Consider the following 24,175-nt stretch of genomic DNA (forward strand, 5'->3'; position numbering starts at 1 on the left):
TTATCATGAAATTTATAACTAGCAAAAGCCTGCTGCTCCTGTTATCCGGACTACTGTTTGCGTTTCTTCTGGCGGCATGCGGCAGCTCATCCGATAAGGCGGCCTCCGCTCCCCCTCCATCGCAGGAGGCGGCGACCGTCACGCCAAGCCCTACTCCGGAAGCATCTATGTCTAGTGATGAGCACGAGAATATGCAGCATGAATCAGCCACGCCTTCGGAATCGCCGTCACCGTCTGCAGCTCCAGAAGCATCGGCAACAGCGAAACCCCAAGCTTCGGCGACGGCCAAACCGCAGGCTTCGGCAGCAGTCACGCCAAAACCTTCGCCAGCCCCCACCCATGATGATCATCATGGCGGGCGCACGAACGATGATGATGATGATGATGATTCGAAGACATCTCCTGCTGCCAGCGAGGATCATCCAAAAAGCTCGCCTGCCGCAACAGCGTCGAGTGCGGACGATGGCGGCAAGGAATATATCGTTGAAATTTCGAATTTCGCCTTCTCCCCTGCCAAGCTGGAAATAAAGCCGGGTGACCGCGTCAAATTTATTAATAAGGACGAAATCAAGCATAGCGCGACAGCCGATGACAATTCTTTTGATACCGGGCTGTTAGCCGAGAATGAAGCTAAGACCGTTACCTTTGATAAAGCAGGCGAGTTCGCTTATCACTGTATGCCGCATCCGGGCATGCAGGCCACGATTAGCGTCTCGGACAAATAGAAATAAGCTTAGGGATAACCAGACTTGGTTATCCCTGTTTTCCTTACGTATTGCAAGGCTGTAAACAGTTGATAGAATAGATTTATATTATCCTCTTGGAGGTACCATCGTATGCGGGAGCTTACGGATCATCAATTGATGCTGCTCATTCAGAGCAAGCAGAGCGAAGCGCTTTCTGTTCTATACGACCGTTACTCGTCTCTCGTTTATTCCTTCGCCTGGAAAACGTTAAAAGACGAGAATGTCGCGAAAGAAATCGTCCAGGCCGTATTTATGCGATTATGGACAACCAAATCCGTCTATGATCCCGAGCAAGGCAGGTTCTCCAGCTGGCTGCTGACCATTACCCGCAATATTACGACCGACTGGCTGCGAAAAAGACGGAGAGACACGGCCCCCCTTGTTCAAGTCGAACCGGAGCAGCTGGCCAAAATTCCCGACGAAGGTTCCGCGACGCCGGAAACGGCTGCCGTTAACAGCGAGATGAAGGACCAGATCCGCAGCGCTTACCGCGATTTGTCCGCCCAGCAGATCCATTTGCTTGAGCATTTCTATTGGCAGGGCTATAGCATCAGCGAGCTTGCGACCATATATAACCAGCCGATAGGAACGGTAAAGAACCGTCTGCATCAGACTTTAAAAATATTACGCAGGCATCTCGTGGCCGAAGGAGAGCAATCATGAAGCAGCAAAATGTGACGGTTTGCCATAATGCCCTTGACTATATTTCGGGTGCTTGTTCCGATAAAGAAAAGAAAGCTTTCGAACGGCATCTTCCAGGCTGCCCGGCCTGCCAGACCGAGCTCGAAGAGCTAAGGCTCGTATGGGACTCCCTCCCTTCCGATATGGAGCTGATCGAACCGCCGGCCGAGTTGAAGCAGCAGGTCATGGACGCCGTGCTGGCCTCCGTGCTACCGCGCCCTGCAAAACGTTCCTTCCGCAAGCTGACCTGGGCTGCTGCCGCCGCAGCGGTACTCGCCGTATTGGTTGCGGGCACGGCTTGGAATGTGGAGCTGTATCGCAGCCGAAGCGGCCCATCCGTTATCCCTATCGAACAGGCGTTGTCCGTATCCGCTTCCCAGATCAATCAGCTGATATCCTTAAAGCCGGTATCGGATGACGTCGCTTCGTCCTATGCCGTCGCCTGTATTGTGGATAACGGAAGCAATAAGCAATTTGTCGTTTACGTATTTGGCGCACCCGCTTCCAAGGACAGCACTGTCTACCAGGTATGGCTCAACCATGCCGGGCAAAAGGATAGCGCCGGTACTTTCAGGGTTGATGACAAAGGTATCGGGGTACTCGCGATGCCCATATCCGGCGATACGCTTGCCTTTGACTCTATTGGCATAACGCTTGAGCCTGACGAACACGGCACGCAGCCAAGGGGAACAAGATTATACAGCTCGATCTCCTGATGCATAAAAACCGCCATCCGTACGATCTTACGATCAGGTACGAATGGCGGTTTATTTACTGATTAGGAAGGATATCTGTCTCCCCTGGTTGTAGGCTCCGATATGACAAGAAACTGAATGTCGCGATCCGATTGGTTAAACATCTGGTGCGGAGTATGCGGGGCTACGTGAATCCCTTCATGCGCTTCCAGCTCAAAAGTCTCGCCGGCAATCTCAATAGTCGCCGTCCCCTCAAGAACAAAGAAGAACTGTTGGGACTTCTCGTGGTAATGGCGCGTTTCAGCCGTATGCGGCGGCATTTTCTCATGGATGATGCTCAAATCCTGCCGCTTCAGCAGATGCCAGCCGTCACATTGGTCCCCCCATATGTAGTGTTCCGCGTTTTGTCTGCTTGTCTTCATTTCGGTCTCTCCTTGTTGTCAGCTTGACCTTTAATGTGATAAATATCGTAGCAGTTTTTCGGGTTTGAGAAAAGGTAATAATTGTGTTGACATTCATTTTGGATGCTGATATATTAATATTCATCACTTACACGATCTGTTAGCTCAGCTGGGAGAGCACTATCTTGACAGGGTAGGGGTCAGTGGTTCGAGCCCACTACAGATCATACGAACAGAAACCCGCAAAGCCTTAGGCTCTGCGGGTTTTCTTATTGGTACAGGTATTTCATATGAAGTGATACCGGAGTGCAGGAAACCCGTGCCTTATACATAACCTACTGATCTTCTATTGTTAAGGGTATTGTATATGCCTTCTCTAGCACGCACGCCTCCACACAAATAAAACAGCCCAATTCACACGATATTCGCGTTTTTGCTCTATTTTTTCGAACGTTTCTTGGAAGATGCTTTAACTTGTTTCCCGCGTTTCGCGCTCGATACCATAACGTTTTTCTCAGTATGCGTGTAAAGATGCTGATAGACGGGACAACAATGATGTTGCTTCACCGTTTCAATATTTTGGACGACATTTACAAGCTGTGGATGGTAGTAGTTCTCATATAGAGTAATCGGAGGATCATAAATCGTCTGCGTTGGACAATCGGGACAAAAGTTAGCTTCATTCATACTACCTACATTGCCCATGCCCATGTAATAGTTGCGATTCACTGTAATTATCCCCTTCCAGTTTTGGATTACAGCTTATTGTATTCACTTAGGGGAAATACGACCTGTACACTTGACCCTGAAGGCGATAGCCTCCGATATTCATGAGAGTTGAAAGACGAGAGAATTGCCGTGTATTGGTTATTGCCTGTTCAAGCGGCTATTACGATAATTGTTACATTCTTTGATATTCTTATAGCTAAAAAAAAAACGGTGCATGGACTATCCATGCACCGTTTTTTTAAAACTCTGAGATCACACACTGCTCCTTATACTCGCTTGGGCTAATTCCCGTATGATCCTTGAACACGCGGGAGAAATAATGCTGGTCGCTAAACGAAAGAGCATCCGCGAGCTCCTTGATTTTCAGATCCGGCTTCGCCCGCAGCTGCTTGCAGGCTTCCCCGATCTTCATCTCCATATAATATTGGACGAACGTTGTGTTCGTATATCGCTTAATAATCCGGCTCACATAGGACGCGCTGACATGGAATTTGGCTGCCAGATCATTGATGGAAAGCTGCGAAAATTTATGGAGCTTAACGTAAGCATCCATTTGCTCGAACAGCTCTTCTCCGCTTTTCCGGTTGCGCTGCTGCAGCTTCTCAAAGCTGTGGGCACACCAGTTCAAGCATTGCTCGCAGAATCTCTGGTAGCTGCCTTGCTCCAGCATTTCTTTGACAGCCGCTGCCGCTGCCAGCCTTTCCTCAGGTCCGCTGCTCGGCAGAGCATGGACGAAAGCATCCCCAATCGCCGATACAAGTCTCTCCAGATCGACATATCGGGCATGCTCGCTATAGGAGATTTGCAAATACTCTCGTAGTTTAATCAGGAATGGCTGCGATTGGCGCTGCTCGATCATATCGGTAAAGCTTCTGATCATGGCTTCCTTCACCGCTTGTTCGGGAATGCGGTAATCCGTATCGAGCAGCACTCTTTTATCCAGCAGCGTTTCTTCTTCAAGCAGACCTTTCAGCCTATCGTATTGAAGCTGCAGCTGTTTGAAATCTACCGGCTGGAAACAGCCCGCCATAGCGATTTCAATATCAACGCTAAGCAGCAGACGTTCAATGGATTCCATCCAAGCAAGAGTTGTGGCGAACCGCTCCTTCATAGCCGGCTGAACAAAAACAAGATAACGGTCCGAATCCTTGGCCGGAAGCACCCAGCAGCTTTGCGGCTGGCAGATGGCTTCAAGCATCGTTTGCAGCGTTTCGACCTTCCAATTGCCCGAATCCGGAGTAAAAGGCTGCTTGCCAATCAGGAACAGCGAGACCGGCTGCTCATGAAATTGCGGTCCAAGACGCAAGCCGGATAGAAAGGCAGGTGGCACAATCGACTTTAGAGGCTCCAGGCTGTACTCCAGCTTTTCCGCGAGCGAATCTACGATACGCTGCATAACCTCGATCAGTTGGTTACGCTCGACGGGCTTCAGCAAATAATCGAACACCTGCAAATTAATCGCTTTCCGCGTATATTCGAAATCGCTGTAGCTGCTAATGAGCACAACTTTCAGAGACGAATGCAGCCTCATAGCCTGCTCGATAAGTTCAAGCCCGCCCAGCTTGGGCATTCGGATATCGGTAATCAGGATGTCGACGGGCTGCTTCTTCAAATAATCCAGTGCCTCTTCCCCATTATAGGCCGTAGCGGCGATCCGGATCGGCAGTTCGGATGATTCGAGAAGCGCCTTGATATTGCGCAGTATCGGCTTGCTGTCTTCGGCTATCAAGGCGGTAAACATAGGCTTTCTACTCCTTCTAGTAAAAGTCTTTCGTGAGAGAGGCGATAATTTGCACGGTTGAACCTTTTTCCTCCCCCGCGTTATTGTACAGATTGAAAAATAACCTGTTCTTATACATGAGCTTGAGCCGGTTCACGGTATTAACAATCCCCATATTCCCAAAGCTTGAAGGCATATGGAGCTCATGCTCCCTTGCTTCGGAATTCGAGATATTATTCATGATTTCATTAATCTTGCCGGCTTCGATACCTTCGCCATTATCGCTGATTTCAATGGCCCATATGCCGTTATACAGCTTGACCAGAATTTTGATGCGCCAAGGCGGATCGGTATTCGTAAACGCATGCTCGATACAGTTCTCGACGAACGGCTGGATGACCAGCCTTGGAAGCTGTATGAGATTGGCGGCAGCATCTTCGGCGATAATTTCCCATTCAAGATCGGTTTCGTAGTTTTGCTCGACAAGCGACAAATAGTTTCGGGTATGCTCCAATTCTTCCGCCAAGGAAACATGCTGGTAAGGAGACGTCACGATATACCGCAAGGAATCGGACAGATGCTTGCACATATCGGATACCGCTTTGTTTTTACCCTCTTGAGCGGCAATGCTAATCAAATATAACACATTGTGAATAAAATGCGGCGAGATTTGCGCTTGAAGAGCCGAGTTCCTCGCCTTCACTTCTTCATGCAGCGCCAGCTTTTCGTTTTCGATCGATTGATGGAGACGGCCTAACAGCTCCTGAAAGGATTCGCTTAAAGCCATCAGCTCGTTGTTATGGGAACGGTTGTCCACTCTGACATCCAGGTTGCTATAGTTGATGCGCGACATCTGGCCTCGCAGCTTCCGAATCGGCAGCAGCAGATTCCGGGTACTGAAATAAATATACACGAATGAAAACAGCATCAGAATGGAAATAAGCGTAATCGATAAATATTGGACGGAATTGACCGGTCCAAGTACGGCCTGCTTCGGTGTAACCACATAAGTTGTCCAGTCGGTGCTGGCCGAATGGTTATAGGCGATGTAATTGGAATCGCCGTCCACGTACATCCCGCTGCTCTCGGGGTCAGCCTTCATAAGCTCCAGATGATCCGGCTCCTTGGCATTCTTCGAGCGGGCAATCAGCTGATTCTTCTGATCCATGATATAGACTTCGCCAACCGCAACGTCTTCCGTTGGCAGCTGCAGCTCGGATTGGTCCAGCTGAATGGATAGATAGCCGTAAATCTGGCCATTCTGATTGATAATCGCTCTATCAAACGCCGTTATGCCGTTCTTCTGCTGGTATAAAATATAGTCGTTGTTATCCATTGCAGTCCGCAGCCCGGCCTCGAGCAGCAGCGGGTTTGACGGATAACCGATGTAAGAAGAAACCGCCCTTCCTTCAAGATCATAGATGATCATATCCCGAATATCCACGCTGGGACCGATTGCCTCGAACATCATCTGTTTCAATATGCGGCTCTGCGTCAGACCTTCAGCGGAATCCGCCGAATGATACCCTCCGGATAATGCCGCCGCGACTTGCTGGTTAGACAAAACGCGCTGGGACAGCTGATTCTGGTTTTTAATATATTGGTCCAGCTGCCCGCTGATTTTGGCTGCCGTCAGCTGCTTATCGTTTTCATTGTTTTCCTTCAATGGCCGGATGACCTGCCAATTCACATAGGCCAAAAAGCAGCACAGCACAACTAACAGCAAGACTAAAAACATAAGAACTACCTTCGTTTGAAGGCTGGTGTGTCGTGGAGTAAATTTGATTTTTTGACTGAAGCCTTTCAAGAATGATAGCCTCCGATTCGAAATGAGTTCAGAATTTTACACAGAAAAGGTAAAGGTCAAACATGTACCTCCTTTTGAAAAAAACCTACAATTGGATTGTAAACGGATTCAGTAGAAGATACAACAAAGGGTAACATGAGGGGAGAAAAACATGAAGCAAACAGCACGTAAGCTATCATTGGGCGCAGTAAGCGCAGTACTAGCCGTATCGCTGGCAGCATGCGGTAGCAACAGCTCAAATTCCGAAAGCGGAAGCACCGGAGGCGGCAAAAAAGTAACGATTGAGCTTGCTCTATCCAAAAGCTCTCAGGACTCCGCATTCGTACAGCAAGACCTGCTCGACGAATTCGAAAAAGAAACGAATATCAAAGTTAATTTACAGCTGCTTCCCGCAGAGCAAACGTCGACCGTTCTCCAGACCAAGCTGGCCGTTAACGAAACGCCGGACATTCTGCAATACAACCTGGCTAGCGCGACGACCGACCTTAATCTTGAGCGCAACTTTGAAATCTTGGATGACCAGCCTTGGGTCAGCCGTCTTCTGAACAAAGACGTCCTGTCCGCATACGGCCATGTTTACAGCTTCCACGTAAGCCAAGATACGGGCATGCAAGGGGTGGTATACAACAAAGATATTTTCAAAGAGCTTGGACTTGAAGTTCCGAAGACGTATGACGAATTCCTTGCGGCTTGCGAAAAAATTAAAGCAGCCGGCTACACGCCAATCTTTATGCCATTCAAAGACAACTGGGCGGCTAACGTCATGCCGGGCGCATCGTTTGGCGAATACGCGGCCAAAAAAGAACCTACCCTCTTCGATGATCTGAACGCAAACAAGAAAAAATGGACGGACATTCAAGCGTTCCAGACAATCCTTGACCAGCAATACGATCTGTATAAAAAAGGCTACACCAATACCGACGTCTTGAGCGACAGCTATGACATGGCTGCGGGTAAATTCCTGAACAAGGAAGTAGCGATGATGTTCATGGGCGACTGGCTGATCGAGTCGGTACAGCAGCAGGATGCTAACATGAACCTTGGCCTTTTCGCTTACCCTACCGACAACAGCGGCGACGCGTACCTTGGCGCAAGCCCGCTTGGCGGCCAGCTGTTTATCCCGAAAAAAGCGAAGCATATCGAAGAAGCCAAAAAATTCCTCGACTTCATTGCAACAAAAGAAGTGGCGCAAAAAATCGTGAACAACCAAAGCTACGTATCCAATTTCAGCGACGTAACAACGCCTGAGCTTCCGGCATACAAGCAAGAAATTTTGGACAACTACATCACGCCTAAGAAGGTTGCCATGACGATGGACGCATACATGCTCGTTGACCGCAGCGAACTGTATAGAAGCCTGCAAGACGAGTTCACGGGCAGCAAAACGTCCCAGCAAGTGCTTCAAACCTGGAATGACAAGTTTGCCGAGCTGATGAAGGACAAAGGCGAAGCAGGCTTCTAAGCTACAACAATAAACCAATGCACGTTTCTGCGGCTGCTGTTCCATACGGCGGCCGCTCCTTCTAAAGAAAGCCACAGCAAAAACTAGAATATAAAATCAACAATTTTGGTGGGATGAGAAAATGATGACACGCTCAAAAAGTATGTACGGCTATTATCTCGTATGGCCTGCGCTGCTGATCTATACGGTCTTCTTCGTAATGCCGGCCATTATCGGCCTGTATTACTCCTTTACCGACTGGCGTCTGGATCGTATCGGCATCAAATTTATCGGCTTCGATAACTTCAACAAGATCTTTACGGACGATACCTTGCTTCTTGCCATGAAAAACACGTTTATTTTTGCGCTAGCAACTGTTGTCGGAAAAAATGTGATTGGCCTTGTACTGGCCATCGCTTTAAATATGCGGCTTAAATCCCGCAATTTCCTTCGCGCCATATTTTACTCTCCATCTATTCTAAGCGTACTCGTAATCTCTATCGTCTTCACCCCCATCCTTCGCACGGAAGGCATGGTGAACAAGTTTTTTGACGCCATCGGCCTTCACTTCCTGAGCCAGGCATGGCTGACCGATCCTCATCTCGTTATTTGGACAGTTGCTCTCGTTGCCATCTGGCAGCAAGCCGGCTTCCAAATGGCTATATATTTGGCTGGCCTGCAATCCATCTCGAAGGAATACTACGAAGCTGCAACGATTGACGGTGCGGGTGCGTGGAGAAGCTTTACGAACATTACCGTTCCGCTTCTGCTGCCGGCCATCAATATCAACTTGATGCTTACGCTGATTGGCGGATTGAAGGTCTTCTCCGAAGTATTCGTATTGACGAGCGGCGGTCCGGGCAATTCCTCGCAGGTTGTGGGTACGATTATTCTCCGGGCGTTTGGCGAAGGCAACTGGGGCCTGGGCACGGCGATCAATACGCTTCTGTTCCTCATCGTCAGCCTGATTGCCATTCCGCTGCTCGTATTCATGCGCCGTAAGGAGGTTACCGAATAATGAATTTCGCTCGAAAAATATCGCTGCGCAACTACCTGGTAGAAATCTTGCTGTTAATCGCTTGCCTAGGCATCATTATTCCGCTGTTGCTTATGATTTTCGGTTCGTTTATGACGAGCGCGGAAGTATCCAAATTTCAAATCCGGTTTCCGGACAAATGGATGTTCTCCAACTATGTGACCGTATTTAAGGAAGGCGGTCTCGCTCGGGCGTTTTTGAACGGAATCGTCATTACCGGTGTATCCGCCATTTTGAATATTATTACGTCTTCCGCAGCCGCCTTTATACTAGCGCGCCGCGACAGCAAGGTTGCAAGCTACCTGTATCTGTTTTTCTTTATGGGGCTGATCGCTCCGATGTCCACGATCACAACGATCCGCGTTGTGCAGTGGCTGGGCTTCTACGGCAGCATCACGAGCGTCATTCTGATCTACGCAGCTTTAAATACGGCATTCAGCATCTTTTTATACAGCGGTTTTATCAAATCGGTGCCAAAGGTCCTCGATGAGGTTGCCTTTCTGGAAGGCGCGAGCCTGATGGGCGTGTTCTTCCGAATCATTACGCCGCTTATCGTACCGGTTAACGCGACGGTTGCAATCATGGTATTTATGTCGGTATGGAACGACATCACGATTCCTCTGTATTTCCTTACGGACAGCTCGACATGGACGATGCCCCTTTCCATCTACAACTTCTACGGCAAATACAGCCGTGACTGGAATCTCATTTTTGCCGATCTCGTAATGACGTCGATTCCTGTCCTCATTCTTTATTTAGCGGGACAAAAATATATCGTCAGCGGTCTTACGGCAGGCGCGGTAAAAGGTTAAAAATTGTCCTTCATTAGAAAGCCTTGAGCAATCAAGGCTTTTTTGTTTCTATCAGACGGTCCGCGCCATGAATGTTGATAGCCGTGCCTATCCGCAGCATCAGCGGCATGCATTTTCTTCCTTAAATCGCGCAAACTAAGCCGTCTTGCAAAACAATCGAAGGAGTGGATAACATGCGTGAAGGTTTGATTCCTGCCGTTCTCGGAACCGTTGTGTCGGCCTCTGGTGCATCCCTACTAAGAAAAAGCAAGTATAAGCTTGTGGGTACCGATGTTCTCGGATTTGGCTTGGCCCATATGGTGCTTGGCGCCATTGACCTGATTGAGCACCGTTAGTTTTGCAGGACAAGCTGGGAGGGAGCCCTTGGCTCCCTCCCTTTCGCTGACTTTTAACTGCACCTAAAAATCTTGACCCGTTGCAACACTGTTTCTCTAGACCCACACGACCTTCATCATATATGATAAGGGTCGTTGTTTTTTTCGCGTGGTTAGGAAATTATTGGAGGTTGTAATAGAGTGAGCGATTCAAACGTATCAAGTACAAAAGTTTCATCGAATGTTTTCGCCATCTGGATCAGCTTATTCAGCAATCTGATTCTGACGGGCATTAAATTAATCGTAGGCCTTATGTTCAAAAGCCAGGTATTAATCGCTGACGGCGTACATAACGCCGGTGACGTCATAGCGTCGATGGCCGCCTTGGGCGCCGCAAAGGTAGCGCAAAAACCCGCGGATGAGGACCATCCGTACGGTCATGGGAAAAGCGAGCTGATCGGCTCTGCGCTGGTCGCCATTATTATGGTGATCGCCGCTTTATTTATCGCTTACCATTCCTTTGAGTCCTTCTTCCACCCTGCCGCCGCGGCAAGCATGGTCGCCTTTGTTGCCGCCGTTGTCTCTCTTTTCTGGAAGCTGTGGTTATACATTTATTGCATACGAATCAGCAAGCAGACGAGCAGTAAAAGTCTTGAAGCTACCGCTTTCGATCATCTGGCCGATGTTTATGCGTCGCTTGCCGCCGTTCTCGGGATCGGAGCGGCTATTATCGGGGAGAGAAACGATATCTCGTTCCTTAGCTACGGCGATGCGGCCGCCGGGATTGTTGTTGCTTATTTCGTATTGAAGCTTGCTTATCATATGGGAAAAGAAGCCGTGGATGTACTAATGGAGAAAACCGTTTCTCCGGAGATGCTTCAAGATTACGAACGTCTTGTCTCCTCCATCCCGGAAGTAAAACGCATTGACAGAATCCGGGCCAGAGAATTCGGCCAATATGTCATGATTGATGTCCGCGTTGGCATTCCCGGAGAGCTTACCATTCAAGAAGGCCATGACGTCTCCCGAAAAATAAAACAAATCATTCTCGAGCATCACAAGGACGTGGAGGAAGTCCTCATCCATCTGAATCCGTGGTATAAGGATGATTCGGAGTAACCCTCGCCTAAAGACCTGCAAAGGTCTTTTTTTGATTCCAAAAAATACAATTTAACAATCGGGAATCTGTCTATTTGCGAGGTGATCGTTCTGCCTAACCAACCATTCGTCAGCTTTGTTGTTCTTGCTTATAACCATCTCGAGATAACCAAACGTTGCATCGACAGCCTTCTCCTGCATACTCCGTTAGAAGGCAACGAATTGATTCTTGTCAATAATGGCTCCTCTGACGGCACACAGGCATATTTTGATTCGATCCCGGGAGCCAGCCCCGTCCATCTGCCGCAAAACGTCGGTCCGGTCAACGGATTTAATGTCGGAATGAATGCTGCGCAGGGAAAGTATATCGCATTAATCAGCAACGATATGATTCTAACCTCCGGGTGGCTTCCGAATCTGATCGCTTGCATTGAATCGGATCCGGGGATCGGATTCGTCTCTCCGGGAGCCAACTATGTAAGCAACTTTCAGCAGATCAGCCTCCCCTTTCAGACGCTTGAGGAAATGCAGGTTGAAGCGAAGGCGTATAACGTATCCGACCCGAACAAATGGGAGGAGCGGGTACGGCTGATGCCCGTCATCCTCTTCTCCCTGACCGATCGGCTCCGCGAAATCGGGGGCTACGACCCCCGCTTCTACTTCGGCGAGTTCGGAGACGATGATATCAGCTACCGGTATCGCAGAGCCGGCTATAAGCTTGTCTATGCGGGAGATACGTTTATTTATCACCACGGCTCGGTCACAACCGGCATCGATCAGCAGCAGAACAATTCCCTCCAGGTCAGCAGGCAAATTTTCTACAATAAATACGGAATAGATTCCTGGGCGGAAGGGCTGCCGAATATGCAGCTCGTAGACGCCGTAAGAAGGCAGTGGTCGCCCCGGGAATCGGTCTCCATCCTCGCCATTAACTGCTGCATTGGCGCTACGCCTCTCGCCGTCAAAACGTTCATGAAGCAGCAAGGCGCCCGCAATGTCCGGCTTACCAGCCTATCGAATCAAGAGAAGTATTTGGTTGACCTGCGGACAATCTCCGACCGTACATTCTATTTCGATACATCGGAAGATTTCCGGCAGCTGCTTGGCGGCGAACAATTCGACTATATTTTATTTGAGCATGGCTATTCCGAATTTATCCGATCCTTCGATGAATTGAACCGCTATTTGCTGCCTACGGGCCACCTCTTCGCGTAGCTTAAACGCATCAGCAACCGAACGATATTCGCCAGAAGGAGGTTGCCCCGTGAAAGCTGTAATCCTGGCCGGCGGACTCGGAAGCCGCTTATCCGAAGAAACGATATCCAGGCCTAAACCGATGGTCGAGATCGGCGGCAAGCCGATTTTATGGCATATCATGAAGATTTATTCGCACTACGGAATTCACGACTTTATCATTGCGGCCGGCTACAAATCCTACGTGATAAAGGAATATTTCATGCATTATTACCTGCATCAGTCCGATGTCCACTTTGATCTGTCCGACAACCGGATGACGCTGATGAATTCGAAAGCCGAGCCTTGGAAAATAACGGTTGTGGATACGGGCGAGCATGTGATGACAGGCGGGCGGCTGAAGCGGCTGGCTCCTTATATCGGCGACGAGACCTTCTGTTTCACATACGGCGATGGCGTTGGCGATATCCATATTGGAGAACTGCTTGCTCTTCACCGCAGCGATGGCAAGCTGGCCACCGTAACCGCAGTGAATCCCGGAATGCGATACGGCATTCTCGAGATTGAGGATCGGAAGGCTCTCTCCTTCAAGGAAAAACCCCATAACGATAAGCACTGGATTAATGGCGGTTTTTTCGTTCTGGAATCGAAGGTCATTGAATTGATTCGCAGCGATGAGACCGTCTGGGAGCATGGCCCACTGGAGTCGCTCGCTTCTTTTGGAGAGTTATCGGTCTACCAGCATCAGGGCTTCTGGCATTCGATGGATACGCTAAGAGACAAGAACGAGCTGAATGAGTTATGGAATAAAGGAAATGCGCCTTGGAAGGTGTGGAAATAATGGACACGTTCTGGCATGGAAAAAAAGTGCTCGTCACCGGCCATACCGGTTTTAAAGGGAGCTGGCTGTGCGCGGTATTGAAGGACCGGGGAGCCGAAGTCGTCGGCTATTCGCTCCCCGCTTCCGCGGCGCCTAATATGGCGGAATGTTTAACGCTTGATATCACTTCAGTAACAGGTGACATCACCGATCTGACCGTTTTGTCGGAGACGTTATCCATCCATCGGCCTGATATCGTCTTTCACCTTGCTGCCCAAGCGCTTGTCCGGGACAGCTACCGCGACCCGCTTGGGACCTTTTTGACCAATGCGTACGGCACTGCCGTCCTTCTGGAAGCCGTAAAGAAATCTCCCGCTTCCACCGCAAAGGTCGTCATTAACGTTACAACCGACAAGGTTTACGAGAACAAAGAATCGGCAGAAGGCTATTCGGAAAACGATCCGTTAGGCGGGTACGATCCCTATAGCGCAAGCAAAGCCTGCTCGGAGCTCATTACCGGCAGTTACCGGGATGCGTTTCTCGCTCCGCTTGGCAAACGGATCGCAACCGCCCGGGCGGGCAATGTGATCGGCGGAGGCGATTGGGCATCCGACCGTATTGTACCGGACCTGATTCGGAGCATGACTTCAGGTGAACAGCCGGTTCTTCGGAGCCCTGATGCCGTACGCCCCTGGCAGCATGTGCTGGAGCCCATTAACGGCTATATCCTTCTTGCGGAAAAGCTCTGGCAGGATGAGCAATATGGCGGGGCATGGAATTTCGGACAGACCATAGACCAAGGAATAACGGTTGGCGAACTAGCCGCGCGTCTTATCCGTCGATGGGGAAATTTGCCGGAGCTCGCGTATGATACCGGCAAGCAGCCCCATGAAACCAACACCCTTCTGCTCAATTCCGATAAAGCTTACCGAAGGCTTGGCTGGGGCTCCAGGCTAACCGTTGAGCAGACTATCGGCTGGACGGTAGACTGGTACCGCGCCTTTTATGACGGAGAAGAGATGCAAGCCGTTACTTTTGCGCAAATCAGCCAATACGAGCAATTGGAGGTGAACCGTCCTGGCTAATGCCATATGCCGCTCCTGCCGCCATCCGCTGCAGCATGTGTTTGTTGATCTCCGCACCTCCCCCCTATCCAATAACTTTCTGCGGCCGGAGCAGTTAAACCAAGGAACCGCCTATTATCCGCTGCGCGTTTTTGTATGCGGGCACTGTCTGCTCGTCCAATTGGAACAGTTCGAATCGCCTCGGGAGATCTTTGAGGAATACGCCTATTTCAGCTCGTATTCTTCCAGCTGGCTTGCTCATGCCAAGCAATATGTAGACGCTATTATCCCCCGCCTGTCTTTAGACCACTCATCCTCCGTTATCGAGATTGCGAGCAATGACGGCTATTTATTGCAGTATTTCACACCGTACAACATTCCGGTTCTAGGTATTGAACCAGCTAAAAATGTCGCAAAGCAAGCGGAAGCAAAAGGCATCCCTACGGTATCGGAGTTTTTCACATTGGCTTTCGCCAGACAGCTTGCCCGGGAACGGGGGACCGCTGACCTCATCATCGGCAACAATGTACTTGCCCATGTTCCGGAGCTGCAGGACTTTGTTGCCGGCCTCAAGGAGCTGTTGTCCCCTACCGGTACCCTTACCTTGGAGTTTCCTCATCTACTGCGGTTAATGGAAAACAATCAATTCGATACGATTTACCATGAGCACTTTTCTTATCTATCTCTTCTCAGCGTTTCGCATTTGTTCGAGCGTGCCGGATTAACGATCTATGACGTTGAGGAGTGGCCGACGCACGGCGGTTCTCTGCGCGTATTTGCCCGGCATACCGAGCATGCGAAGCTGACGGTTACCCCTCGCGTGGAAAAGGTACGGTTTGAAGAAATCGCATACGGCCTGAAAAATGTGAAGACGTATTTCCGTTTTCCCGCGCAAGTAAAAGCGGTTAAGGAGGAAATATACCGCTTCCTGTTCCAGGCTTCCCGAGAGAACAAAAGGGTTGCGGCTTACGGAGCTCCCGCCAAAGGCAATACGCTCTTCAATTACCTCGGCGTCGGCACCGATTATATCGATTACGCCGTGGACAAAAATCCGTACAAACAAGGCTTATACATGCCCGGCAGCCGGATCCCGATCTACTCTCCCGGGCGAATCATGGAAACAAAGCCGGATTACCTTGTCATTCTGCCCTGGAATCTGAAAGACGAGATTGAGAAGGAACTCCAATATACGCGACAATGGGGAGCCAAGCTGGTCGTCTGTATTCCCAAGCTCGAAATTTATTGAGAAAGGATGATGCTATATGCTTTTTCATAAAACATCGCTAGAGGGCGTATATTTGATCGAGCCGGAGCCGATCACCGATAACCGCGGATTTTTTGCCCGAGCCTTTTGCCGCGATCAGTTCAAGGAACGGGGGCTTGAAGAGAACTTCAGGCAGTGGAGTATTTCGAGCAATATCCATAAGGGGACAATACGCGGCATGCATTTTCAGAACCTGCCGTTTGCCGAGAACAAAATGATTCAATGCATACAAGGCAGCGTATACGATGTCGTGGTAGATATCCGGAAGGACTCAAAGACCTACAAGCAATGGGAAGCCTTCCGGCTTACCGGCGAAAATCATCACATGCTCTACATCCCCCCTGGATACGCCCATGGCTTCCAAACGCTGGAGCCCCACTCCACTCTGTACTACCATATGTCCGGCATTTACGATCCTTCCGCGCAGAATGGAGCGCGATACGACGACCCTGCCTTTCAAATTAAATGGGTATACGACAATCCCGTCATAAGCGAGCGGGATGGCCACCTCGCGCCTTGGAGCGATGACTATGCACTTGATCTCTGATTCGGCAGCGATCTCCCCTTTATGCGATCTTGAAACCTCCGTCCGCGGCAGCAAGCTTGTAATAGGCGACCATTGCATGATAGATGCTTTCGTGAAAATCAAATTTGCCGGAGGCTCCGGCGATGTACGGCTGGGCCAGCATGTTTACATCAATTCCGGTACCGTTATCTACTCCGGAAACGGAGTCAGGATGGACGATAACGTGCTTGTTGCCGCCAACTGTACCTTTGCCCCCGTGAATCATGCCTACCCGGACCGGAATAAGCTAATTCGGGAGCAGGGCTTCCTGCCGAGCAAAGGCGGAATCATCATTGAGGAGGATGTGTGGATTGGCGCAAACTGTGTAATACTGGACGGCACTCATATCGGAAAAGGGGCGGTAGTGGGGGCAAATTCGCTTGTTCGCGGCAAGCTGGAGGCTTACGGCGTTTATGCGGGGAACCCGCTTCAGCTTAAGGGGTCTCGGTCATGACAAGCGACAACCTGGCAACCGTTATTGGAGCAGGCGGGTTTATTGGTTCACGCCTAACGACTAGGCTGCGAACGATTGGGTTTGACGTTTTTTGCCCGGAAAAAGGGTCTTCGTCCGTATTCGGCCGGCCTTTGGGACATGTTTTTTATTGCGCCGGCATTACATCGGATTTCCGTTCCCGCCCCTATGATGTGGTGGAAGCCCATACAGGATTTATCAGCCGTCTTCTGCATGCGGCGGATTTCCGTTCTCTGCTCTATCTGTCTACGACCAGACTGTATCATCGGGCGGAATCCACGCGTGAGGAGGCCGATCTAAGCGTTAATTCCAATCAGCGCGAAGATATTTATGCGTTATCCAAGCTGCTCGGCGAATCCGTCTGCCTATGCTCGGGCCGGTCAAATGTCCGTGTCGCAAGGCTGTCCAACGTGGTAGGCGACGATTTCCGCTCCGGCAATTTTATTTACTCGGTTATGAAGGATATCCTGGATCATGGCTCGGTTACGCTGTTGTCAACGATGGATTCGGAAAAGGATTATATTCGGGTCGAGGATGCGGTTGAGGCTCTAATTCAAATTGCCTTGAGGGGCAAGCAATTTATTTATAATGTAGCAAGCGGAGTTAATCTGACGAACCAACAGCTGTTCGATGCCTGGACCGAGGTGCGTTCCTTCGAGCTGAAGCTCTCTCCTTCCGCTGTCCGGCTTGCCTTTAAGCCCATCGAGATTGCGCGGATGAGGGATGAGTTCGATTTTCGTCCGGTACCTTGCCTGACGGCCACTCAACAGCTCTTAACCGGCAGATCTGCAAAAACTTAGCAACTTTTCGTATGACTCTTCTCTTTTTGGTGCAACAATACCAATATTGGACTCGTTATTATAGATGCTATAGCAAATCTCAAAACAAGAGGAGAGTCGATGATGAAACTTAAAGCAGTTCTATTGCTAGCCATGTCCATGCTGCTTGTATTTACTCTGGGGCAAACCGTATTCGCCTTCAGTGATACAAGCAAAGATCCGAATAAATCAAAGATTGAGTCCCTGGAAAAGCAAGGCGTTATTAAAGGCGAAAAAGGCAATAAATTCAACTCCAACGGCAAGCTGTCCTACGCTGCCGGCATTTCGATGATCGTCAAGGCTTTTGACCTCAATATCGACAACATTCGTTTCATTAAGAAGCCTGAGGTTGCCGATTATTATCCGAATCTGAAGAACGGCTCATGGTATGCGGATGCGTTTATCATTGCCCAATACAATGGCCTGGAAGTACCTAAGAACGTAAAAGCTAACGACGAAATGACACGCGAGCAGTTCGCCCATCACCTCTTCAAGGCGATTACGAAAAAAGGCGATTTCGCCTTTATCGAACTGTACATGACGATTAACGATGAAAAGGATGTTAACAAGGATTATATGAACAGCATCCAAAAGCTGCTCATTTCCAAAATCGCAACGCTGGATAAGAAAAACAATTTCTATCCAAAACAAAAAATTACGCGCGGCGTGGCGGCAGGCTGGTTGTACGACGGTCTTGAATTCGTAAAGAAGACGCCAACGATCCCGGCAGAACCGGCTCCGCAGCCGATTCAAGACCTTAAACTGACTGTAACCTCGGTGAACAAGGACATTAACAAAGTAACCGTGTCCGGTCAAGCGCCTCATCCTGGTTACGGACTCCGCGTTACATCGATATCCTTCGTTGATGGTCAAGCGATTATCAAGGTAGAAACGGTTCAACCTGATCCGAACAAAATGTACCCGCAAGTGATCACGGAAGTTAGCGCAACCACTTATGTAGACGCGGCTTACAAGCCTGTACTGGCTTCGGCTAAGGCAGATACTGCCGTAAGCAGCGTAGCTTCGGCTAGCTAATATTGCGCAAATGAAAAGCCTCCCTATCCATTACGAACATGGACCGGGAGGCTTTTTTGCGTATTAATCTTGTTCCGGATGCTCGGGCAGGCTCCAATCAATCTCCGTATAGCCAAAACTCCGCAAATGCTCGTTCACTCTCGAGAACGGACGGCTGCCAAAAAAGCCTTTCCGCGCCGCCAACGGGCTTGGATGCGCCGACGCGATAACCCGATGCTTACTCGTATCTATGAAGGCCGCTTTATCCTGGGCATACTTGCCCCATAAAATAAAGACAACCGGCTCTTCCCGTTCATTCAGCTTGCGGATAATCCGGTCGGTGAACCGTTCCCAGCCCAGCTTCTGATGCGAATTGGGCTGCCCTTCTTCAACGGTCAGAACCGTGTTGAGAAGCAATACCCCTTGCTTGGCCCACGAGGCAAGAGAGCCATGCTGCGGAATCGGACAGCCGATATCCTGCTGCAGCTCTTTATAGATATTTCTCAAAGAAGGCGGTATAGCAACCCCCTCTTGTACCGAAAAGCTAAGCCCATGCGCCTGACCTTGGCCATGATAAGGATCCTGTCCGATAATGACAACCCTCGTCTGCTCATAAGGAGTAAGCGAAAGCGCATTAAAAATATGCTCGGCTTTGGGATACACGGTCTTCGTTTCATAAAGCTCCCCAAGCTTCGCTTCCATCTGCTTGAAGTACGGCTCGTCCATCTCACCCTGAAGAAGTTCCGCCCAATCGTTGTTCAGCTGAAAATCCATCTGTCGTCTCCCTTATTTCCGTCCGAAATCCGCGCGGATTTCTCCCCATTCTTCCGTATTCCATTTTAGAACTTTATTGCTGTACGTATTATTGCGCAGCCAGTCTAGCGCCCAATCAGCCAGTTCCCAAATCTGCTTGGTCGATGCGTTTCTCACGAGACTCGAAGCTATCTTCTTGTTCCGCAGCCAGCTTAGCGCCGTTCGCGAGTCGCTGTAGATCGTTTGGCTGCTTCCTTTTTTCTTGAGAAAATCCAGTGCGTGAACGACCGCAATAAACTCTCCGAGATTATTGGTGCCGTTCGGAATAGGGCCTACGTAGAATAAAATATCGCCCGTTTGCGTATCCACGCCTTTATATTCTACCGGCCCCGGATTGCCCCGCGTGCCAACGTCAACGGAGATGCTGTCATAATCAATCTCCTGCTCCCCTTCTGACGCTGCAGACGGTTTAGAGGCGTAAAGGCCAGGCTTCTTCTTTGCCGGCGAAGCCGCAGGCGCTGCGGTCCCTTTCCCCTGGCCCCAATGATTCTTCCAGCCTTCCTTGTACGCGGCTTCCGCCTTATCCTTCGATTCAAAGGATTTATATTTCGCTTCCGGATATCCGTTCACCTGCGCCTGGCATTCCGGCCAACTCTTGTACACGCCGGGCTGCTTGCCGACCCAGACAACGTAATGTTTGCTTCCCGCCATCCATGAACCACCTTTGCTTTCAACATTGTCTCCCTATTGTAATGGATTCGGGGATAATCATCCATACTCTAACCAAAGTAAAAACCCCTTTCAAAGACTATTGAGTCAATGGAAGGGGTTTATCTTATAATTCCTATGTAGTTCTGAAAATGGTGCCGAGGACGGGAATCGAACCCGTACGGTGGTCACCCACCGCAGGATTTTAAGTCCTGTGCGTCTGCCAGTTCCGCCACCCCGGCATTTTGTCTTGATGCTTCAAATGGTGGGCCCTGAGGGACTCGAACCCACGACCAATCGGTTATGAGCCGACCGCTCTAACCAACTGAGCTAAGGGCCCTCGATAAACGTCAGAATCACGTTTCAGTCGAGTGGTTGGTTGCGGGGGCAGGATTTGAACCTGCGGCCTTCGGGTTATGAGCCCGACGAGCTACCGAGCTGCTCCACCCCGCGATATCCATTTGTTAAAGTCATCAAATTGAAATGGCGACATGGATTAATATACTATACTCTTATATGCAGAGTCAAGCATTTATTTCTCATCGAGGAAAAAAAATGAACATTTTTTATTTGAGCATATCGCTGTGCCCTCTACAACATATGCTTAAACAAGAAAACGTACGCCGTAACGCCCTTTTCTCGACCGGAAAACCTCGATCTCCTGCGGGCATTCGTAGCCGTAGACCCACCAGTCATTTTCCATTCTTCTTACAAGACAGCCAGCCTGAAATTTGGTTTCGTATAGCCGCACCCAATATATCCATTTCATAACGGATCCCTCCTCGAGATATATAATGCCCAAATTCGGTGAAATCAAGCAAATCGGGTATAATCGAAATAGCAAGCGGCAGCGCCGTCTTCAGGAGGAGCAGCATAGGTTTCGCGAGTAAGAAATATGCAAAGGATAATGATAACCTATACTTTCTTACATTCGAATAAAGGAGCTGATGAGTATGCTTTACGGTATTGCGGTTTTCCCTTCACAAGCTGTACAGGACTTCGCCAACAGCTGGCGTATTCGACACGATCCGCATTATTCGATCATTCCGCCGCATATGACGGTCCGGGACAAGGAAGAGCTCTCCGATGCGCAATTACCGGCTATTACCGAGCATATGGAAGCCGTTGCTTCACAAACAAAGCCGTTTCAAGTCCATTTCAATCGCGTTTCTTCCTTTTATCCCGCAAGTCATGTGCTGTATTTGGCGCTGGAGGATCCAACGCCCATGATCCGGCTCCATGAAGCCGTCTGCAGCGGGCCGCTACATGTTCCATCACCAAACTTCGTCTATACCCCGCACGTGACGATCGGGCAAAATATGCCGCCGGATGAGCTCCACGATCTTTACGGCAATCTCCGGATGTCTGCCGTCGATTTGACCACGCCGATTGACCAACTGCATCTACTGCGCAAAACCGCAAGCGGCGTATGGCATATCGATAAAAGCTTTGATCTGCAAGGATAGCGTTATTGCGATAACTTCGCATGCTACAGAATCATTCGAAATGCTCCATTGCCTTAAACGAAAAAGAGCGGCTGTGCCAGATTTAATCTGCACAGCCGCTCTTTATATTGCGCGTATTAACCTGCCGGTTCGGCTTCTACGGCCGTGTCGTCCAGCGGTCTTACGATTGGACCGCCGCCACCGACGCCTTCGCCGGTACCGCCGTTCGGATTCGTTTTTAGCTTCTCGAGGATGGCATTTCCTTTTGTCTCCCATTCCTGGAGCGCTTCCTTGGCCGATATATCCCCTTTGATGACCTTCTGGAACAATTCATATCCCGGGGATTGCGCTTCCCAGATGCCCGGCTTCTCGCGCTGCAGCTTCTCCGTATCGGTAGATTGCGGAGGAATCGGCTTCAGCGTCGTAAACGCGTCGATATTGTAATTCATTCCGTCTTTTGGTTTCAGGAATTCCTTGCGCGCAACCAGCTCATACGAGCTGCGCGATTTCAGCTCTGCCCAATCCTTGCTGTTTGTAAACTGCACGAAATCCCAAGCGTCGTCAGGGTTTTGCGCTTTTGCGTTGATCCCCATCAGCTGGCTGAAGTAGATATTGCCACCGATGCCCGGTTTGGACGTTTGCGTCGGCATCGTAACGACATCCCAGTCGAACGGCGTGAAGTTCTTAATCTTCGAAGCATTGTTCATCGCGTTGCTGATCTCGTTAACGTAGCCGTATTCCGCGATAGTCATTGCGACTTTTCCGTTCAGGAACATATCGCTGCCAAGCGGATTGTAAGCGCCTGGATTGTCTGTCGAAATTTTAGTCTGCCAAGCGCTCATATCTTCTTGGCTAGGAGAAATTTTTTGCTTGTAGAGATTAGCTACCGCATTCCAAGCGGATTCCCATTGCTCGTTGTTTACAAGCATTTTCTCGCCTTTGTCATCCCACATCTTCAGCTGCAATGGAGCCGCATAGGTCTGAACATCGCTGAAGCCGTCTCCTGCCCAACGGTTAATGGAGAGGCCAAACTTGCGGTCCGCTCCTTCGCCTTTAGCTACGCGAGATGCCAAGTTGATGACTTCATCCCATGTCATGTTGTCCGTCGGAAGATCAACACCTGCGTCAGTGAACAATTTCTTGTTATAGTACAAGGCCGAAGAGCTGAATGTAGGCGTCAAAGCATAAATATTGCCGCTGTCGTCTGCCGATTTGATGCCGTCGATAACGGTTGGCACATAGTCGGTCAGGTCAAATTTGCTCTTCTGGATAAGCGGATCCAGCTGCTGAAGCAGATTGTCTTGGATGAGGCGGCGCAGCATGCTGTAATCCAGAATAACAACGTCAACCGGATTGTCGCCGGTCAACATTTCTTTCATTTTCGCGAACGGATCCGGCTGTTTTACGACGCCGTTTGGATCGGGCGTATCATATCGTTGGTCGTTGTAATCGATCGCGCTTACGATTTCGAAATCGATGTTCTTGTGCATCATTTCATACGTATCGGTATATTGCTGGCGGACATAAGACTCGTTATCCGTTCCTCCGTACAATACGCCCAGGCGAAGCACATGCTTCTCCGCCGTGCTCTCGGAGCCTTTGCTGCAGGCTGCAAGCAGCGACGTTGACATAATTAGCGATAAGGACAGAAATGTTACTTTAGACGCCCAATTCCTCTTCATTTGGTTCCTAACCCCCCAGTGATTTCGGCGGTGTAATGATAATCCGCTCGCCGTCAAATTCCATCGATGCCTTGTCTTTAATGTTTAGTGCGCTCAAATATTCTTTCGGTACCTGCAGTCGGCCGACGCGATCCACGACAACATAAGCCTCATGAACGGCTTGAAGCCCCTTCTCCTCCTGCTCTTCCTCACCTCCACCGGGAATCATATTCGGATTGCGTTTCAGAAATTCCGTGCTCGTTAATCCGTCGCGGATGGCGACGACACGGTCCACCTTGCCGGCAAGCGTAAGATCGTGAGTAACGATAACGATCGTTACCCCAAGCTCTTTGTTGAGCTTACGGAATATCCCCATTATGAGATCCGATGTTGCCGTATCTACGGAACCGGTAGGTTCATCGGCAAGCAAAAGCTTGGGACGGTTGCACAGCGAAATGGCGATAGCCACACGCTGCTGTTCACCGCCGGAGAGCTGATGCAGCTTGTTGTGCATCCTCTCTTTAAGACCAACCCATTCAAGCAGCTGCTTCGCGTAAGCCCGGTCGACCTTGCCGGATAGCATCATCGGCATCTCGACGTTTTCAAGAGCCGTCAGATACGGCAGCAGGTTGCGGGCATTATTTTGCCAGATAAACCCGACGGTTTCGCGCTTGTATTTCACAAGATCGTCTTCGGAAATTTTGAGCAAATCCCATGGTCCGACATGGACGGAGCCGGCGGAAGGACGGTCGAGACCGCCCAATATATTCAGCAGGGTCGATTTACCGCTGCCGCTGTTGCCGATGATAGCCATAAGCTCTCCGTCTTCGACCTTCAGGTTCAGACCTTGCAGAGCGACGACCTCCAGATCGTCGCTTTTGTAAATTTTGACGAGACCTTCGCATGTAATCATGTTG

Annotated in this window: 26 protein-coding genes and 4 tRNA genes; 18 read left to right on the forward strand and 12 right to left on the reverse strand. The window is 49.8% G+C overall.

The window, feature by feature from the left end:
• The first annotated feature begins 5 nt into the window (after positions 1 to 5).
• From CFI03_RS14285 to CFI03_RS14295, 3 genes are all read left to right on the forward strand, one after another.
• Positions 6 to 725 (forward strand): cupredoxin domain-containing protein, encoded by a 720-nt coding sequence (locus CFI03_RS14285; RefSeq protein ID WP_248757731.1) that lies wholly within the window; start codon positions 6 to 8, stop codon positions 723 to 725.
• Positions 726 to 836: 111 nt separating this feature from the next.
• Positions 837 to 1,409 carry an RNA polymerase sigma factor gene (locus CFI03_RS14290; protein WP_248757732.1) on the forward strand — a complete coding sequence of 191 codons (573 nt, stop codon included), beginning with the start codon at positions 837 to 839 and terminating at the stop codon, positions 1,407 to 1,409.
• Positions 1,406 to 2,143: an anti-sigma factor gene (locus CFI03_RS14295; RefSeq protein WP_248757733.1), complete on the forward strand. Its 738-nt coding sequence runs from the start codon at positions 1,406 to 1,408 to the stop codon at positions 2,141 to 2,143. Before CFI03_RS14290 ends, CFI03_RS14295 begins: the two co-directional genes overlap by 4 nt.
• 62 nt (positions 2,144 to 2,205) lie before the next feature.
• On the opposite strand, the gene CFI03_RS14300 is transcribed toward CFI03_RS14295, so the two are convergent.
• Complete coding sequence (locus tag CFI03_RS14300; RefSeq protein WP_127493573.1) at positions 2,206 to 2,544, reverse strand: cupin domain-containing protein; 339 nt, start codon at positions 2,542 to 2,544, stop codon at positions 2,206 to 2,208.
• Positions 2,545 to 2,677: 133 nt separating this feature from the next.
• On the opposite strand from CFI03_RS14300, the gene CFI03_RS14305 reads away from it, so the two are divergent.
• Positions 2,678 to 2,750: transfer RNA gene (locus CFI03_RS14305), tRNA-Val, on the forward strand.
• Positions 2,751 to 2,961: 211 nt separating this feature from the next.
• On the opposite strand, the gene CFI03_RS14310 is transcribed toward CFI03_RS14305, so the two are convergent.
• From CFI03_RS14310 to CFI03_RS14320, 3 genes are all read right to left on the reverse strand, one after another.
• The gene (locus tag CFI03_RS14310) at positions 2,962 to 3,252 is read right to left on the reverse strand and encodes a hypothetical protein (RefSeq protein ID WP_248757734.1); all 291 of its coding nucleotides are present in this window, start codon (positions 3,250 to 3,252) and stop codon (positions 2,962 to 2,964) included.
• A 238-nt stretch (positions 3,253 to 3,490) separates the two neighbouring features.
• Complete coding sequence (locus CFI03_RS14315; RefSeq protein ID WP_248757735.1) at positions 3,491 to 4,993, reverse strand: response regulator transcription factor; 1,503 nt, start codon at positions 4,991 to 4,993, stop codon at positions 3,491 to 3,493.
• Positions 4,994 to 5,009: 16 nt separating this feature from the next.
• A complete protein-coding gene (locus CFI03_RS14320; RefSeq protein ID WP_248757736.1) occupies positions 5,010 to 6,710 on the reverse strand; it encodes a sensor histidine kinase in 1,701 nt (566 codons plus the stop codon).
• Positions 6,711 to 6,930: 220 nt separating this feature from the next.
• Here CFI03_RS14320 and CFI03_RS14325 point away from each other — a divergent pair, with 220 nt between their 5' ends.
• The 13 genes from CFI03_RS14325 (at position 6,931) to CFI03_RS14385 (ending at position 18,712) form a co-directional block, all read left to right on the forward strand.
• Positions 6,931 to 8,241, forward strand: a complete 1,311-nt coding sequence (locus CFI03_RS14325; protein WP_248757737.1) for an ABC transporter substrate-binding protein — start codon at positions 6,931 to 6,933, stop codon at positions 8,239 to 8,241.
• A gap of 121 nt (positions 8,242 to 8,362) precedes the next feature.
• Positions 8,363 to 9,238, forward strand: a complete 876-nt coding sequence (locus CFI03_RS14330; RefSeq protein WP_373312702.1) for a carbohydrate ABC transporter permease — start codon at positions 8,363 to 8,365, stop codon at positions 9,236 to 9,238.
• Positions 9,238 to 10,068 (forward strand): carbohydrate ABC transporter permease, encoded by an 831-nt coding sequence (locus CFI03_RS14335; protein WP_127493584.1) that lies wholly within the window; start codon positions 9,238 to 9,240, stop codon positions 10,066 to 10,068. Before CFI03_RS14330 ends, CFI03_RS14335 begins: the two co-directional genes overlap by 1 nt.
• A 173-nt stretch (positions 10,069 to 10,241) precedes the next feature.
• Positions 10,242 to 10,403 carry an asparagine synthase gene (locus CFI03_RS14340; protein ID WP_248757738.1) on the forward strand — a complete coding sequence of 54 codons (162 nt, stop codon included), beginning with the start codon at positions 10,242 to 10,244 and terminating at the stop codon, positions 10,401 to 10,403.
• Positions 10,404 to 10,583: 180 nt separating this feature from the next.
• On the forward strand, positions 10,584 to 11,501 hold the full coding sequence (locus CFI03_RS14345; RefSeq protein WP_248757739.1) for a cation diffusion facilitator family transporter: 918 nt from the start codon (positions 10,584 to 10,586) through the stop codon (positions 11,499 to 11,501).
• 81 nt (positions 11,502 to 11,582) lie between these two features.
• On the forward strand, positions 11,583 to 12,695 hold the full coding sequence (locus CFI03_RS14350; RefSeq protein ID WP_248757740.1) for a glycosyltransferase family 2 protein: 1,113 nt from the start codon (positions 11,583 to 11,585) through the stop codon (positions 12,693 to 12,695).
• 49 nt (positions 12,696 to 12,744) lie between these two features.
• A complete protein-coding gene (gene rfbF, locus CFI03_RS14355) occupies positions 12,745 to 13,515 on the forward strand; it encodes a glucose-1-phosphate cytidylyltransferase (protein WP_248757741.1) in 771 nt (256 codons plus the stop codon).
• Complete coding sequence (rfbG, locus tag CFI03_RS14360) at positions 13,515 to 14,579, forward strand: CDP-glucose 4,6-dehydratase (protein ID WP_248757742.1); 1,065 nt, start codon at positions 13,515 to 13,517, stop codon at positions 14,577 to 14,579. Before rfbF ends, rfbG begins: the two co-directional genes overlap by 1 nt.
• The gene (locus CFI03_RS14365; RefSeq protein ID WP_283094542.1) at positions 14,572 to 15,804 is read left to right on the forward strand and encodes a class I SAM-dependent methyltransferase; all 1,233 of its coding nucleotides are present in this window, start codon (positions 14,572 to 14,574) and stop codon (positions 15,802 to 15,804) included. Before rfbG ends, CFI03_RS14365 begins: the two co-directional genes overlap by 8 nt.
• 16 nt (positions 15,805 to 15,820) lie before the next feature.
• Complete coding sequence (gene rfbC, locus CFI03_RS14370; RefSeq protein ID WP_248757743.1) at positions 15,821 to 16,369, forward strand: dTDP-4-dehydrorhamnose 3,5-epimerase; 549 nt, start codon at positions 15,821 to 15,823, stop codon at positions 16,367 to 16,369.
• Positions 16,353 to 16,841 carry an acyltransferase gene (locus CFI03_RS14375; protein WP_248757744.1) on the forward strand — a complete coding sequence of 163 codons (489 nt, stop codon included), beginning with the start codon at positions 16,353 to 16,355 and terminating at the stop codon, positions 16,839 to 16,841. The genes rfbC and CFI03_RS14375 overlap by 17 nt, the downstream gene beginning before the upstream one ends.
• The gene (locus CFI03_RS14380) at positions 16,838 to 17,659 is read left to right on the forward strand and encodes an NAD-dependent epimerase/dehydratase family protein (RefSeq protein WP_248757745.1); all 822 of its coding nucleotides are present in this window, start codon (positions 16,838 to 16,840) and stop codon (positions 17,657 to 17,659) included. Before CFI03_RS14375 ends, CFI03_RS14380 begins: the two co-directional genes overlap by 4 nt.
• A 99-nt stretch (positions 17,660 to 17,758) precedes the next feature.
• Positions 17,759 to 18,712 carry a protease complex subunit PrcB family protein gene (locus CFI03_RS14385; protein WP_248757746.1) on the forward strand — a complete coding sequence of 318 codons (954 nt, stop codon included), beginning with the start codon at positions 17,759 to 17,761 and terminating at the stop codon, positions 18,710 to 18,712.
• 63 nt (positions 18,713 to 18,775) lie between these two features.
• Here the strand turns inward: CFI03_RS14385 and CFI03_RS14390 are convergent, their stop codons facing one another.
• The 6 genes from CFI03_RS14390 to CFI03_RS14415 form a co-directional block, all read right to left on the reverse strand.
• Complete coding sequence (locus tag CFI03_RS14390; RefSeq protein ID WP_248757747.1) at positions 18,776 to 19,465, reverse strand: uracil-DNA glycosylase; 690 nt, start codon at positions 19,463 to 19,465, stop codon at positions 18,776 to 18,778.
• Positions 19,466 to 19,477: 12 nt separating this feature from the next.
• The gene (rnhA, locus tag CFI03_RS14395) at positions 19,478 to 20,155 is read right to left on the reverse strand and encodes a ribonuclease H (RefSeq protein WP_248757748.1); all 678 of its coding nucleotides are present in this window, start codon (positions 20,153 to 20,155) and stop codon (positions 19,478 to 19,480) included.
• A 150-nt stretch (positions 20,156 to 20,305) separates the two neighbouring features.
• Positions 20,306 to 20,394: transfer RNA gene (locus CFI03_RS14400), tRNA-Leu, on the reverse strand.
• Positions 20,395 to 20,415: 21 nt separating this feature from the next.
• Positions 20,416 to 20,492: transfer RNA gene (locus CFI03_RS14405), tRNA-Ile, on the reverse strand.
• 36 nt (positions 20,493 to 20,528) lie between these two features.
• Positions 20,529 to 20,605: transfer RNA gene (locus CFI03_RS14410), tRNA-Met, on the reverse strand.
• Positions 20,606 to 20,756: 151 nt separating this feature from the next.
• The gene (locus tag CFI03_RS14415) at positions 20,757 to 20,921 is read right to left on the reverse strand and encodes a hypothetical protein (RefSeq protein WP_015845421.1); all 165 of its coding nucleotides are present in this window, start codon (positions 20,919 to 20,921) and stop codon (positions 20,757 to 20,759) included.
• A gap of 184 nt (positions 20,922 to 21,105) precedes the next feature.
• On the opposite strand from CFI03_RS14415, the gene CFI03_RS14420 reads away from it, so the two are divergent.
• Complete coding sequence (locus CFI03_RS14420) at positions 21,106 to 21,618, forward strand: 2'-5' RNA ligase family protein (protein ID WP_127497681.1); 513 nt, start codon at positions 21,106 to 21,108, stop codon at positions 21,616 to 21,618.
• 116 nt (positions 21,619 to 21,734) lie between these two features.
• Here the strand turns inward: CFI03_RS14420 and CFI03_RS14425 are convergent, their stop codons facing one another.
• Together CFI03_RS14425 and CFI03_RS14430 are read right to left on the reverse strand one after the other, a co-directional pair.
• On the reverse strand, positions 21,735 to 23,279 hold the full coding sequence (locus CFI03_RS14425) for an ABC transporter substrate-binding protein (protein ID WP_248757749.1): 1,545 nt from the start codon (positions 23,277 to 23,279) through the stop codon (positions 21,735 to 21,737).
• A gap of 7 nt (positions 23,280 to 23,286) precedes the next feature.
• Positions 23,287 to 24,171, reverse strand: a complete 885-nt coding sequence (locus CFI03_RS14430) for an ABC transporter ATP-binding protein (protein ID WP_127497685.1) — start codon at positions 24,169 to 24,171, stop codon at positions 23,287 to 23,289.
• Positions 24,172 to 24,175 lie beyond the last annotated feature (4 nt).

This window comes from Paenibacillus sp. ATY16 (genome assembly GCF_003399985.2).
Classification (GTDB): Bacteria; Bacillota; Bacilli; order Paenibacillales; family Paenibacillaceae; genus Pristimantibacillus; species Pristimantibacillus glycanilyticus.

Coding starts and splice junctions, on each gene's coding strand:
- CFI03_RS14430 (WP_127497685.1), bottom strand. CDS start 24,171: ATGATTACATGCGAAGGTCTCGTCAAAATTTACAAAAGCGACGATCTG.
- CFI03_RS14340 (WP_248757738.1), top strand. CDS start 10,242: ATGCGTGAAGGTTTGATTCCTGCCGTTCTCGGAACCGTTGTGTCGGCC.
- rfbG (WP_248757742.1), top strand. CDS start 13,515: ATGGACACGTTCTGGCATGGAAAAAAAGTGCTCGTCACCGGCCATACC.
- CFI03_RS14320 (WP_248757736.1), bottom strand. CDS start 6,710: ATGTTTTTAGTCTTGCTGTTAGTTGTGCTGTGCTGCTTTTTGGCCTAT.
- CFI03_RS14420 (WP_127497681.1), top strand. CDS start 21,106: ATGCTTTACGGTATTGCGGTTTTCCCTTCACAAGCTGTACAGGACTTC.
- rfbC (WP_248757743.1), top strand. CDS start 15,821: ATGCTTTTTCATAAAACATCGCTAGAGGGCGTATATTTGATCGAGCCG.
- CFI03_RS14295 (WP_248757733.1), top strand. CDS start 1,406: ATGAAGCAGCAAAATGTGACGGTTTGCCATAATGCCCTTGACTATATT.
- CFI03_RS14385 (WP_248757746.1), top strand. CDS start 17,759: ATGATGAAACTTAAAGCAGTTCTATTGCTAGCCATGTCCATGCTGCTT.
- CFI03_RS14375 (WP_248757744.1), top strand. CDS start 16,353: ATGCACTTGATCTCTGATTCGGCAGCGATCTCCCCTTTATGCGATCTT.
- CFI03_RS14285 (WP_248757731.1), top strand. CDS start 6: ATGAAATTTATAACTAGCAAAAGCCTGCTGCTCCTGTTATCCGGACTA.
- CFI03_RS14325 (WP_248757737.1), top strand. CDS start 6,931: ATGAAGCAAACAGCACGTAAGCTATCATTGGGCGCAGTAAGCGCAGTA.
- CFI03_RS14335 (WP_127493584.1), top strand. CDS start 9,238: ATGAATTTCGCTCGAAAAATATCGCTGCGCAACTACCTGGTAGAAATC.
- CFI03_RS14415 (WP_015845421.1), bottom strand. CDS start 20,921: ATGAAATGGATATATTGGGTGCGGCTATACGAAACCAAATTTCAGGCT.
- CFI03_RS14300 (WP_127493573.1), bottom strand. CDS start 2,544: ATGAAGACAAGCAGACAAAACGCGGAACACTACATATGGGGGGACCAA.
- CFI03_RS14315 (WP_248757735.1), bottom strand. CDS start 4,993: ATGTTTACCGCCTTGATAGCCGAAGACAGCAAGCCGATACTGCGCAAT.
- CFI03_RS14290 (WP_248757732.1), top strand. CDS start 837: ATGCGGGAGCTTACGGATCATCAATTGATGCTGCTCATTCAGAGCAAG.
- rnhA (WP_248757748.1), bottom strand. CDS start 20,155: ATGGCGGGAAGCAAACATTACGTTGTCTGGGTCGGCAAGCAGCCCGGC.
- CFI03_RS14380 (WP_248757745.1), top strand. CDS start 16,838: ATGACAAGCGACAACCTGGCAACCGTTATTGGAGCAGGCGGGTTTATT.
- CFI03_RS14425 (WP_248757749.1), bottom strand. CDS start 23,279: ATGAAGAGGAATTGGGCGTCTAAAGTAACATTTCTGTCCTTATCGCTA.
- CFI03_RS14330 (WP_373312702.1), top strand. CDS start 8,363: ATGATGACACGCTCAAAAAGTATGTACGGCTATTATCTCGTATGGCCT.
- CFI03_RS14390 (WP_248757747.1), bottom strand. CDS start 19,465: ATGGATTTTCAGCTGAACAACGATTGGGCGGAACTTCTTCAGGGTGAG.